The 11,854-nt window shown below is 71.9% G+C and carries 11 protein-coding genes; 9 read left to right on the forward strand and 2 right to left on the reverse strand.

What is annotated here, in order from left to right; translation table 11 throughout:
- Positions 1-53: 53 nt before the first annotated feature.
- Entirely contained in the window at positions 54-365 is a 312-nt protein-coding gene (locus ACFYXC_RS29430; RefSeq protein WP_388915927.1) for a replication initiation protein, RepL2, read from the reverse strand.
- Positions 362-814 (reverse strand): MarR family transcriptional regulator, encoded by a 453-nt coding sequence (locus ACFYXC_RS29435; protein ID WP_388915924.1) that lies wholly within the window; start codon positions 812-814, stop codon positions 362-364. The genes ACFYXC_RS29430 and ACFYXC_RS29435 overlap by 4 nt, the downstream gene beginning before the upstream one ends.
- Before the next feature lie 881 nt (positions 815-1,695).
- Here ACFYXC_RS29435 and ACFYXC_RS29440 point away from each other — a divergent pair.
- The 9 genes from ACFYXC_RS29440 to ACFYXC_RS29480 all read left to right on the forward strand — a co-directional run bounded on the left by ACFYXC_RS29440 (position 1,696) and on the right by ACFYXC_RS29480 (position 11,836).
- Positions 1,696-3,300 (forward strand): class I adenylate-forming enzyme family protein, encoded by a 1,605-nt coding sequence (locus ACFYXC_RS29440; protein ID WP_389555057.1) that lies wholly within the window; start codon positions 1,696-1,698, stop codon positions 3,298-3,300.
- Between the two features lie 73 nt (positions 3,301-3,373).
- Entirely contained in the window at positions 3,374-3,685 is a 312-nt protein-coding gene (locus tag ACFYXC_RS29445; protein ID WP_389554969.1) for an antibiotic biosynthesis monooxygenase family protein, read from the forward strand.
- Between the two features lies 1 nt (position 3,686).
- Positions 3,687-5,474 (forward strand): FAD-dependent oxidoreductase, encoded by a 1,788-nt coding sequence (locus ACFYXC_RS29450; RefSeq protein ID WP_389554971.1) that lies wholly within the window; start codon positions 3,687-3,689, stop codon positions 5,472-5,474.
- Positions 5,471-6,262, forward strand: coding sequence for a 3-oxoacyl-ACP reductase FabG (gene fabG, locus ACFYXC_RS29455; RefSeq protein ID WP_389554972.1), 792 nt, complete (start codon positions 5,471-5,473; stop codon positions 6,260-6,262). The genes ACFYXC_RS29450 and fabG overlap by 4 nt, the downstream gene beginning before the upstream one ends.
- A 65-nt stretch (positions 6,263-6,327) precedes the next feature.
- Positions 6,328-7,284 carry an aromatase/cyclase gene (locus ACFYXC_RS29460; protein WP_389554974.1) on the forward strand — a complete coding sequence of 319 codons (957 nt, stop codon included), beginning with the start codon at positions 6,328-6,330 and terminating at the stop codon, positions 7,282-7,284.
- 11 nt (positions 7,285-7,295) lie between these two features.
- Positions 7,296-8,057, forward strand: a complete 762-nt coding sequence (locus tag ACFYXC_RS29465; protein ID WP_389554976.1) for an acyltransferase domain-containing protein — start codon at positions 7,296-7,298, stop codon at positions 8,055-8,057.
- Between the two features lie 292 nt (positions 8,058-8,349).
- Entirely contained in the window at positions 8,350-9,516 is a 1,167-nt protein-coding gene (locus ACFYXC_RS29470; protein ID WP_389554979.1) for a hypothetical protein, read from the forward strand.
- A gap of 166 nt (positions 9,517-9,682) precedes the next feature.
- On the forward strand, positions 9,683-10,246 hold the full coding sequence (locus tag ACFYXC_RS29475; RefSeq protein WP_389554981.1) for an NADPH-dependent FMN reductase: 564 nt from the start codon (positions 9,683-9,685) through the stop codon (positions 10,244-10,246).
- Positions 10,247-10,642: 396 nt separating this feature from the next.
- Positions 10,643-11,836 (forward strand): cytochrome P450, encoded by a 1,194-nt coding sequence (locus ACFYXC_RS29480; protein WP_389554982.1) that lies wholly within the window; start codon positions 10,643-10,645, stop codon positions 11,834-11,836.
- Positions 11,837-11,854 lie beyond the last annotated feature (18 nt).

Here is an 11,854-nt window from a genome sequence, read left to right on the forward strand (position 1 = left end):
TGGGAGCGTTCCTCATTGACCTGACGACAATGAGGAACGCTCCCAGGGACGCATCACGTTGCGCGGCGGAGCGGAACGACGACGTTCTCGCCGAGGGCCTTCGGGCTCAGGCGGTAGTAACGAATGTGGGCGAGCTTGTCGGACTCCTCGAGCCAGCCGGACTCGATGACCTGCTTGCGGGTGCGGGAGAAGACGGGGGCGGACATGCCGACCAGTGCGGCGAGGTTGGCTCCCGTCTCCACGACGGCTCCCGCGCGGTCGGTCGGGTGCAGGGCGTAGAGCATGACGACGAGGCGCTGATTCGCGGTCATACCCGACGTGGCATGCAGAAGCTCCAGGTTCTTCTGCTTGTCCTCGCTGGTCACTGCGCCTCCCACTGTGCAGGGGTCATTTCGTTGAAGCCCGGGATGTCCGGAGGATTGCACGTCTTCACCGCTTCGCGCTGCTCGAGCCCAGTCCCATGGAAAGCAATGTAAGGGCTCACCCGGTAGAGGTTGTAGTTCCCAATGCGCCCCCGCACGATCAGGATTCGGTGCTTGGTCAACTTACGGTTGATCCTGCCGACGGCGTCGGTGGACATTCCCACTCTCTTGGCGATGTCCGCTCCTGTCGCCCTCAGCGGATCCATACCCTCCGGGGAGACGCCGATCCACCACAGGACCAGGAACTTCTGGCTGGGAGTGAACGCCTTGGATTCGGTGATCGCCTCGACGCGCGCCTTGTCCACCTGCGTGTGCCGGCCCGCGAAGGCGTACGGCGCATAAGGGATCGGCTCGCCTGTGTCGGCGTCGACCAGTCTGCGTGCTGCTCCCAACGGACCCTCCGTGTACGGGGGTGGCGGACATCTGGAGTGACGGCTGTGACACCGACCTGATGAACCTAACGGACATGAGCAGGAAGTCAATCGACTCAGTCCACAGGACGTGTCGGTTGCTTTCCGGGCATGGCTGGAACGGAATCGGAGGGGCGTCGGCGAGGGCCCCGAGGGGCAGTTCGCCGACGTCGACTCATTGCCGTCACGGCAATCTAGGGCGTTCCTCGGATCGTGGCACCCAGTTCCTGTGGACGCCCTCACAGTTCCTAGGAACTGCCTGGCAGTTCACACGATCTGGGTCATTCCCTATGTTTTCGCAGGTCAGGTGCTCTTTGGCGATGTCACGCTCTATAGCTGTCATCTGACAGCCGGTAGTGAACCCTGGGTTCCGCCTCCGGCCCTTGCTGGCCTGTCCGTTCGGGCCATGGACGTGGCCAGGCGCCACACCGGTGCAGGCGCCTTCTCATGAACCTTGAGCACGACTCCACCCCGTCCCGACCCGCACCACCGAAAGCCCGCCACAGTGCGGCCGCACTCGATCGCTCGGGCGCGCGTGTGTCTCCCGCCACCCTCACCGGCCCCTGCCACGCCATCAGTTGTTGTGCGGGCCGCGTCGCGGCAGTCGTCGACGTCGCGAGGCCACCGCGTCGGGGCACCGCAAGCCCGCCAGGGCTGAGGAGCTGCCGACCCGGCACGGGGCGCGGCACCACCGCGAAGAGAGCGAACCCACCGGCTCGCCCGATGGACGCAGTTGTCGACCGGCATGGCGTGGACCGTTCCTGCGGCCCGGGTCGAGCGCTCTTCAAGACTTCCTCGACCGGTCGTCCGCACGCTGAGACCTCAACTCCCGCCCGACCGGCGCCAGGAGGCGACCTGTGACGATGCTGAAGTACCCGGAGATCCCCCTGGACGGTCTGGTGCGGCGGGCGGCACACCGCGATCCGCACGGCACGGCGATCGCGACGGAGCTCGCTTCGGTGACGTTCTCCGTGCTGGACCGGCAGGCCGACCGCATCGCGCACTGGCTCACGCACGTCCTCGGTGATCGTCACGCGGTCGTGGGCGTGGCCAACACGCTGGACACGGTCTTCCCCGCCGCCTACTACGGCAGCGTCCGCTCCGGACACACCGTCGCCCTGATCAACCCGCTGGTGGGCGAGGCCGCCCTGCACCATCTGTGCGCGACCGCCGGCATCGAGATCGCCTTCGTGCCGACCGCCACCGCGGAACTGCTCACCAAGATGGAGGACCGGCTGCCCCGGCTGCGCACGATCGTGGTGACCGACGCGGCCGACCGGGTCGTACCCGGTGCGTCGGTACCGCTGGCCACGGCCCTGGCCGCCGTGTCCCACGCGCCGTTCGAGCCCTCGCCGACGGACCCCGGAACACCGGCCTGCGTGCAGTTCACCACCGGTACCACCGGACGGCCCAGGGGAGTGCGGCTCACGCACCGCAATCTCGTCGCCAACGCCGCCCAGATCGCCCTCGCCCACGACCTCGACGGTGACTCGGTCACCGTCAACCACCTGCCGCTGTACCACGCCATGCACCTCAACTCGGCGATGTACGCGGGTGCTTCGCAGGTGCTGTGCCGTCTTCCCGACCCGGTCGCCTCCCTCGGTGTCGCGGCCCGTGCCGGTGCGACCCACTACTACGGGCTGCCCGCCCGGCTGTACCGCCTCGCCGCCGACGACCGGCTCGGCGACGGACGTACCGAGGGCGTCCCGGCCGGGCCCCGGCTGAAGGTCGTGATGTCCGGCGGCAGTGCCCTCGCCCCGGCTGCCGCCCGCCGGCTGCGCGACGCACTGCGGGTCCCCGTCGTCCAGGGCTACGGCCTCGCGGAGCTCTCCCCGCTGGCCTGCAACCAGCCGCTGGACGCCAACCCGGCCCCCGGGGCGGTCGGTCTTCCCCTCGCGGGCACCGAGTGCCGCGTCGTCTCACTCGACGGGCGGACTCCCGTCGAGGTCTGGTCCACCGGCGAGATACAGTTCCGCGGCCCGCAGTTGATGGCGGGCTACCTGGACGACGACGAGCCCTCGCCCATCGACGCCGAGGGCTGGCTGACCACCGGAGACGTCGGATACCTCGACGACGCCGGTGGCCTGCACCTCGTCGACCGGCTCAGCGACGTCTTCAAGCACGACAACGAACTCGTCTCCCCGAGCGCCGTCGAGCGCATCCTCGCCGAGGACCCACGGGTCGCCGAGTGCATCGTCGCCGACTGGCCCGACCCCGAGCACGGCGCCCTCGTCTGGGCGGGCGTCGTCCTGCGGGAGATCCCCTCCGGTCACGGCGGAGCCGCCACCGGCATCCTCGACGTGCTCGACTCGGTCGCCGAGGGCGCCAACGCCCGCCTCGGCCACGCCGACCGTATCCGCCGGCTCGAAGCCATCGACGCCGTCCCCCGCAACCCCGGCGGCAAGCCCACCCGCCGCGCACTGCGCGAACGGCTGCATCTGCGGGCCGCGGCCGAGCAGGCCGCCTGACGGCCCCCCGCCCAGCCCGCCTTGCCCCACCGCCCCACCGCTACATCGCCCCAACGCCCCAACGCCCCCCGGCATGACCACTTTTGAGGAGCAGGACACCGTGGTGACCTTCGTCAACAAACTGACCGTGCACGGCGACATCGACACCTTCCTCGCCGTCAAGGACCGTCTCACCGCCTACATGAGCGCCCAGCCCGGCCACGTCAGCAACCACACCCTGCGGCACGTAGGTCAGCCGAACGTCTTCCTGGAGTACGCCGTCTGGGAGGACGCCTCCGCGCACCAGCAGGCCGCGCGCAGCGACGAGTTCCAGGCGCTGGTCCGGCAACTCGTGCCGCTCGCCCAGCCGGAACCCGGGCTGTACGAGACCGTAGAGGCGGCCTGACGTGGCCGCCGCTCCGCGGCCCCAGGTCCTGATCGCGGGCGCCGGCCCCGTCGGCCTGACCGCCGCCCACGAACTGGCGCGCCGCGGCCTGCGGGTCCGCCTCGTCGACGCCGCGCCCGGGCCCGCCCGTACCAGCAGGGCGGTCGCCGTACACCCGCGCACGCTGGAGACCCTCGACCAGATGGGCGTCGTCGAGGGCCTCCTCGAACGGGGCCGGGAGAACCGGGCGTTCACCATGTTCGCCTCCGGCCGGCGCCTGGTGCGCCTGCAGGCCGACTACTCGAGCATGCCCACGCGTTTCCCGTACACCGTCATCGTCGAACAGACCGCCACCGAGGCCGTCCTGCGCGAGGCCGTCGCCGCACTGGGCGTCGACATCGAGTGGGGCGTGAAGGTCAAGAGCTTCGAGCAGGACACCGACTCGGTACGGGTGTGGCTGGAGCACGCCGACGGCGGCGAGGAGGCGTGCCGGGCCGCCTGGCTCGTCGGCTGCGACGGTGGGCACAGCACCGTCCGCAAACAGCTCGCCCTGCCGCTGACCGGCGAGAGCCGCGACACCTGGATGCTCGCCGACGCCCCCGTGCGCACCGACCTGGTGCCCGACAGCATCTACTGGGTGCACACCGGCGGCCAGGCCCTGATGATGGTCCCCTACGCCCGTGAGGGCAACTGGCGGCTGCTCGACACCGCGCCCGGGAAGCAGGGCGTGGAGGGGGCGGCGCGACGCTTCTCCGAGAAGCTGAGCGCCGGACTCGGCACGCCCGTCACCGTCGGCGAGCCCGAGTGGACCTCCGTGTTCACCTTCCAGCAGCGCATGGTGCCCCGTATGCACGAGGGCCGCGTCTTCGTCGCCGGCGACGCCGCGCACGTCCACAGCCCGGCCTCCGGACAGGGCATGAACACCGGCATCCAGGAGGCGTACAACCTCGCCTGGAAGCTCGCCGACGTCACCCGCGGCCACGCCGGCCGGGGACTCCTCGACACCTACGACGAGGAACGGGTGCCCATCGGCCGGGCGCTGCTCGGCTCGACCCGCACGGCCACCTCCCTGGTGCAGTTCAAGAACCTGCTCGCCGGCGTCGCGCTGCCGGTCGTCTTCACCGTCGTACGGAACGTGGCGCCGCTGCGGCGCGCCATCCAGCGCAAGGTGCTCGGCGGCATGTCCGGGCTGCGGATCGGGTACGCCGACTCCTCGCTGAGCCTGCCCGTCGACGAGCCGCGCACCACGCGGCCCCCGCTGACCGGCGCGGGATCCCGGGTCCGGCGCCGGGACGTCACCGGCCTGCCCCGACCGTCCGGCACGGGCACCGGTCCCGTACCCGGGGAGCGGGTCTCGGCGGCGGCCGCCGTGCACGCCGGGCAGCCCGGAGCCGACGCCCTCGCCGCCGAACTGCGGGACGTGCGCTGGACACTGCTGTGGTCGGCCGGCGACCCGAAGTCCGACTCCGTACCGGCCGAGACCGCGGCCCGCGCGACGGCCTCGCACACCCGCTGGCTGTCCGTACGGACGGTCGGCGTCCGCCCCGGCAGCATGCCCGGCGCGCTGGCCGACCCCGGCCGCACGCTGCGCGACACGCTCGGCCTCGGCGCGGGCGGCTGGCTGCTGATCCGCCCCGACGGATACCTCGCCGCCCGCGGCGACCGGCTGACGGTGGAGGCGTGGGAGGGCGCGCTGAGCGAACTCGGCCTCGGCCGCGGGGCCACGGCTCTCCAGGCGGCCTCGTCCGTCCCTCCAGCGGGCCGGGACAGGGTGTTGAGCACCATCGCCGGACGGGAGACCCACCGATGACGACAGCGACACCGCCGGGGCCCGTGGCCCTGGTCACCGGGGGCACCAGCGGCATCGGCCTCGCCGTCGCCCGCGAACTCGGGCGGCACGGCCACCGCGTCTTCCTGTGCGCACGCACCGCGGACCAGGTCAAGCAGACCGTCGAGGACCTGCGCGCCGAGGGCCTGGAGGTGGAGGGAGCGGCCGCCGACGTCCGCTCCGCCGACTCCGTGACCGCCCTGGTGCGCTCCGCCGTCGAGGCGTTGGGGCCGATCACCGTCCTGGTCAACAACGCCGGCCGCAGCGGCGGCGGCCCCACCGCCGCGATCACCGACGAGCTGTGGCACGACGTCATCGACACCAACCTCACCAGCGTCTTCAGGCTCACCCGTGAGGTCCTCAACCACGGCGGGATCACCGGTGTCCCGCACGGGCGGATCATCAACATCGCCTCCACGGCCGGGAAGCAGGGCGTCGTGCTGGGCGCCCCCTACTCCGCCTCCAAACACGCCGTCGTCGGCTTCACCAAGGCGCTGGGCAAGGAGCTGGCCCCGGCCGGCATCACCGTCAACGCCGTCTGCCCCGGCTACGTCGAGACCCCGATGGCCGAACGGGTCCGGCAGGGCTACGCGGCGGCCCTGGGCACCACCACCGAGCAGGTCCAGGAGCAGTTCGAGGCGAAGATCCCCCTGGGCCGCTACTCCACGCCGCAGGAGGTCGCCGCACTCGTGGGCTACCTGGCCTCCGGGCCCGCGGCGTCGATCACCGCACAGGCGCTCAACGTCTGCGGCGGACTGGGCAACTACTGACCCGCTCCGGGCAGCCGCCGGGCCGCACACGACCGAACCCCGCGCGCAGAGAGGTGCCGCAGGACATGACCGCCGAGCGCATGCACACGACAGCGCACCACGTGGACGTCGCCGCCCCCGCGGGCGTGGTCTACGGCCTGATCGCCGACACGCCGAGCTGGCCGCGGTACTTCCCGCCCAACGTGCACGTCGAACAACTGGAGTTCGACGGGGTCTCGGAACGGCTGCGGATGTGGGCCACCGCCAACGGCAGGATCAGGTCCTGGACGTCGAGCCGGCAACTCTCGCCGAGGGACCGCCGCATCGTCTTCCGCCAGGACACCCCGGCCGCCCCGGTCCGGAGCATGCTGGGGACCTGGAGCGTCGACGCCGTCGATGCCCACACCTCCCGGCTGACGCTGCTGCACGACTTCACCGTCGAGGGCGACGACCCGGGCGACACCGCCTGGGTCGAACAGGCCCTCGACACCAACAGCCGCATCCAGCTGAGCAGTCTGCGCAAGATCGCCGAGTCCTGGCAACGCCTGGACGAGCTGGTCCTCACCTTCGAGGACTCCGTACGGGTCCGGGGCGGCGCCGAACTCGTCTACGACTTCCTCTACCGGGTGGCCGACTGGCCCGAGCGCGTCCCGCACGTGGCCCGGCTGGACCTCACCGAGGACCAGCCCGGCGTCCAGGTGGTGTCCATGGACACCACTACCGCGGACGGCTCCACCCACACCACGAAGTCCGTACGGGTGTGCTTCCCGCACGCCGGCCGCATCGTCTACAAGCAGACGGTCACGCCCGCCCTGATGACCGCCCACACCGGCGAATGGTCCGTCGTCCCGGACGAGACGGGGGTGTCGGTCGTCTCGCAGCACAGCGTCATGCTGCGCGCGGAGGCCGTGGAAGCGGTCCTCGGTCCTGGCGCGAGCGTCTCCGACGCCCGCCGGTACGTCCGCGAGGCGCTGGGCCGCAACAGCCTGACGACACTGGAACTGGCCCGGCGGCATGCGGAGTCCGCGGTCCGCATGCTGTGAGGGGGATGTCCGTGCTGCGGACCAGATCGATCCGTCCGGCTCCATCGCGCGACGCGGCCGCACCGCGTGGTTCGACGGCCGTGCTGTTCCCCGCCTGGCGGGGACGGCCCCTCACGCTGAGCCGGGCCCTGTACGGGACGTTCCCGGTCTTCCGCGCCACGTTCGACGACGTGTGCCGTGCCGTGGACGGCATCCTCGCGGTGCCGCTGGCCGCCGTGGTGTTCGCGCCCGAGGACGGGGTGGACGGCCACCTGCTGGCACGGACGGAGTACGGGCAGAGCGCCCTGTTCGCCTACGAGGTGGCGCTGTACCGGCTGTGGCAGGCCAGGGGCGGACAGGCCCGGGCCGTGGCCGGTGACGGCGTCGGCGCCCTCGCCGCCGCGTACGCCTCCGGCGCGTTGACGCTGGGGAGCGCGGCGGGGCGGAGCGTGGCCGAGCGGAGTACGGCCGAGCGCGCGCCGGTGCCGCCGTCCGGGCCGGTGCCCGGGCCTTCGTCCGCCGCGGCTTCCGTCCCGGCCTCTGTCACTGCGTGCGGGCCGGCGCCCGGGCTTTCGTCCGTTCCGGCGTCCGGGCCGGTGCTCGGTCTCTCGTCGGACCTGGCGGCTGAGCCGGTGTCTGCCGCCGCCGACCGTCTGCGGCGCGCCGGTCATGTCACGTTGCTGGAGTGCGGCCCGGCCGAGCACCGTCCCGTGACGGTGGGCGACGTGCCGGGCCTGCTGGCCGCGCTCTCCGCCCTCCAGCGCCCCGCCCCCGGCTCCCGCCGAGGAGCCTGAGACGGCCGCGCACCGGACGGGCGGCATTGTCCCGGTGGGTCGTGGCGGTTCGGTTCCGGTGGGGTGTGCCGGCTCGGCTCCGGTGGGCTGTGCCGGTCCGGTTCCGGGGGCGTGCCGGCTCGGTCCGGTGAGCCGTGTCCGCTCGGTTCCGGTGGGGCGTGGCGGTTCGGTGAGCCGTGCCGGTGCGGTGGGGCGGCTGCGGGATCCCTCGCGCCGGTTTCGTACCTCACGACCGCTCGAGAACCGGCTGAGGGACCCGGTGCGCCCCCTGGGTCTGCGGTTCACTGAACCGATGGAGCCCACCTCGACGTCCCGGATTGTCGCGGCACAGCGGTCCGACAGCCCCGGCCCCGGCATCCTCCACCCGCTCTCCGCCCGCCCGCAGCGCCGTCGGCGGAGCTCATCGTCCGGCGCGGCGCCCCACTGGCACACCGGGCTGTCCGCCAACGGGCCCGGCGACGCGCGCGCGGCGGAACGATTCCTGCGCTCCACCACCCTCGCCCCCGACACCACTCTCGCCCCCGCCACCGGCCCCGTCCTGCTGCACGCGGCCCGTGTCCTGCTGCACACCGGCAACCCCCACCGGGCCGCCGCCTGGTGCGCGAAACTCCATCCGCACGTCCCGACTCCCGCCTGGGCCACCGCCTTTCGCGCCCTGCGCGCCGAGGCGCTGCTGCAGCTCGGCGAGGTCTCGGCCGCGGCGGACGAGGCGGCCCGGGCCGTGGACACCGCCGGCCCCCGGCCCGGCACCCTGCGCCTGTGGCCCACCGCCGTGCGCGTGGAAGCCGTCATCGTGCTGGGCCGGTACGAGGAAGCCGCCGGCCACCTCGAAGGGCCCGCCCCCGCACCCCGGTGGCCCGCCGCCCCCTGGTTCCGTGCCCGCGGCCGTCTCCACCTGGCCGCACACCGCTACCAGGACGCCCTCGACACCTTCCGGACCACCGGCCGCCTGGCCCTGCTGCACGGCAACGGCCGGCTGCCGCACCTGCCCTGGCGCAGCGACGCGGCCGAGACACTGCTGCGGCTCGGCCGCACCGGACAGGCCCGCGCGGTGCTCTCCGAGGAACTAGCCCTGCCCGGCCTCGGCCCCCGGCACCGGGCCGTGGCCCTGCGTCTGCTCGCCGTCACCGACGAGCCCGCCCGGCGACCGCACACCCTCGGCAGCGCCATCGACGAACTGCGCCGCTGCAAGGACCGCGTCGAGCTCGCCCGGAGCATGGCCGACCTCTCCCACGCCCTCGACCTCCTCGGCGACTGCTCGTCCAGGGTGTTCCTCCGGCGTGCCACCGACCTGGCGGCCGACTGCGGCCTGTCGTCCGCCGCGCTGGAGACGGCGTATCCGAGTACTCCGGGACGGACGGCCGCCCCGACGTCCCCGCAGCCGCGGCCGGGCCATGCCTTCCGGGAGCCGGCGTCCGAGGCGGCACCGCGGCACCACACCGTCGGGAGCGCCCGTTGAACCGGCGCCGACGCCGGTGCCCGGACCGTGCCGGCGCGGACGTCCGCGGCCTGGCCGGTTCCCGCCGTAGGTGCCGGTGCGCTCGGGCACCCTGGTGACCTTTGCCGCAGCTCCTGCGCCGCAGCTCCTTCGCACATACCTCGTACCGCTCGTATCAGGGAGACGCATGACCACCATCGGCATCATTCTCGGCACCACCCGTCCCGGCCGCGTCGGGCCGCAGATCGCGGAGTGGCTGCAGAAGACGGCCAGTACCCGCGAGGACGCCGACTTCGAACTCGTCGACATCGCCGACTACGCGCTCCCGCTGTTCGACGAGTCGCGCTCACCGCGGATGGGCGACTACGAGCACGCGCACACCCGCGCCTGGGCGGCCAAGATCGACCAGCTCGACGGGTTCGTCTTCGTCACCCCCGAGTACAACCGGTCGATCCCGGCCGCGCTGAAGAACGCCATCGACTTCGTCTACAACGAGTGGAACAACAAGGCCGCCGGTTTCGTCGGATACGGCAGCAACGTCAGCGGCGCCCGCGCCGTCGACCACCTGCGGCACATCGCCGGGGCGGTCCAGCTGGCGGCCGTGCACACCCAGCTCCACCTGTCGCTCCAGACCGACTTCGAGCAGTACACGACCTTCACGCCGTCCGAGCGCCACGAGGCCGCGCTCCAGCAGCTGCTCACCGAGGTGATCACCTGGACCGAGGCGCTCGCACCGCTGCGCCGGACCTGACCGCCGCACCGGATCCGCCCCACCGGATCCGCGACGCCTGTCCCGACCGCACCCCCGCGGTCGGGGCAGGCGTCGTTCGTACGGGACGCGCCGCGCGGACGGTCCGGTGGACGGTCCGGGTGAGAAGCTCTCCGGCGGCGCCGGGTTCTCCAGCGAAACTGGATTCGCATTCGACTATCGGCAGATTCGCATTCCAGCGTGACGCGTGCGAATTCCGGGTGGGTGAATCCGGTCTTCGACGGTCGCTCGGACCCGGCTCAAGGTTCGCTTCCGCCTGCCCGTCCCACCAATGACGTGCCGTCTCCGCTCGTCTAATGTCTCCCTCTGCAGACACCGGTACGGCGGCGTCATTCCTTGATGGCCGAGCGGGCTTTTCCCCCCACCGGGAAGGATTCCATGAGCGACGCAATCTCCTTCGAGGAGCCGTGGACGCGTACCCATCAGTTCGATCCTCCCGCGCTGTTCGACACGCTGCGTGAGAAGCGGCCGCTCGCGAAAATGGAGTACCCCGACGGGCACATCGGCTGGATCACCTCCAGTTACGAACTGGCCCGCAAGGTCCTCAGCGACCCGAGGTTCAGCCACAGCACGGAGATCGGTCACTTCCCGGTGACGCACCGCGGGCAGGTGATGCCCAACCACCCGCGGATCCCCGGGATGTTCATCCACATGGACCCGCCCGACCACACCCACTACCGGCGGCTGCTCACCGGCGAGTTCACCGCCCGCCGGGCCGGCCGGCTCACGGCGCGGGCCGAGGCCGTCGCCGCCGAGCAGATCGACGTCATGCGCGAGCACGGCTCGCCCGCGGACCTGGTGAAGAACTTCGCCAAGCCGCTCTCCCTGCGGGTCCTGTCCGAACTGGTCGGCCTGCCCTACGACGAGGCCGACCGCTACGGGCACGCGCCGACCCTGCTGCACGACCCGGACGCCGACCCGCAGGAGGCCGTGGCCGCGATGGGGCAGGCGGCCGCCTTCTTCGCCGAGGTCATCGAGCGCAGGCGCAGGGAACCGCAGGACGACCTCATCAGCCGCCTCGTCACCGGCGGCGGGCTGACCTCCGAAGAGCTGTGCAACGTCGTGACGCTGCTCCTCTTCGCGGGCTACGAGACCACCGAGAGCGCCCTCGCCGTCGGTGTGTTCGCCCTCCTCCACCACCGCGACCAGCTGGCGGCGCTCCGCGCGGACCCGTCGAAACTCGACGCCGCGATCGAGGAGCTCCTGCGCTACCTCACCGTCAACCAGTACGACACGTACCGCACCGCCCTGGAGGACGTCGAGCTGAACGGCGAGACGGTCAAGAAGGGCGACAGCGTCACGGTCTCGCTGCCCGCGGCCAACCGCGACCCGGCGAAATTCACGTGCCCCGCCGAGCTGGACATCGACCGCGAGACCTCCGGTCACCTGGCGTTCGGTTTCGGTGTCCACCAGTGCCTCGGCCAGAACCTGGCCCGCGTCCAACTGCGTGCCGGTTTCTCCGCCCTCCTGAACGCATTTCCCGAACTCGGTCTCGCCGTCGATTTCGAAGAGGTGCCGCTGAGGCTCAAAGGATCCGTTTTCGCGGTGAAGAGCCTGCCCGTCTCCTGGTGAATTCCCTTTTCTCCGAAA

Source organism: Streptomyces sp. NPDC002701, assembly GCF_042889045.1.
Classification (GTDB): domain Bacteria; phylum Actinomycetota; class Actinomycetes; order Streptomycetales; family Streptomycetaceae; genus Streptomyces.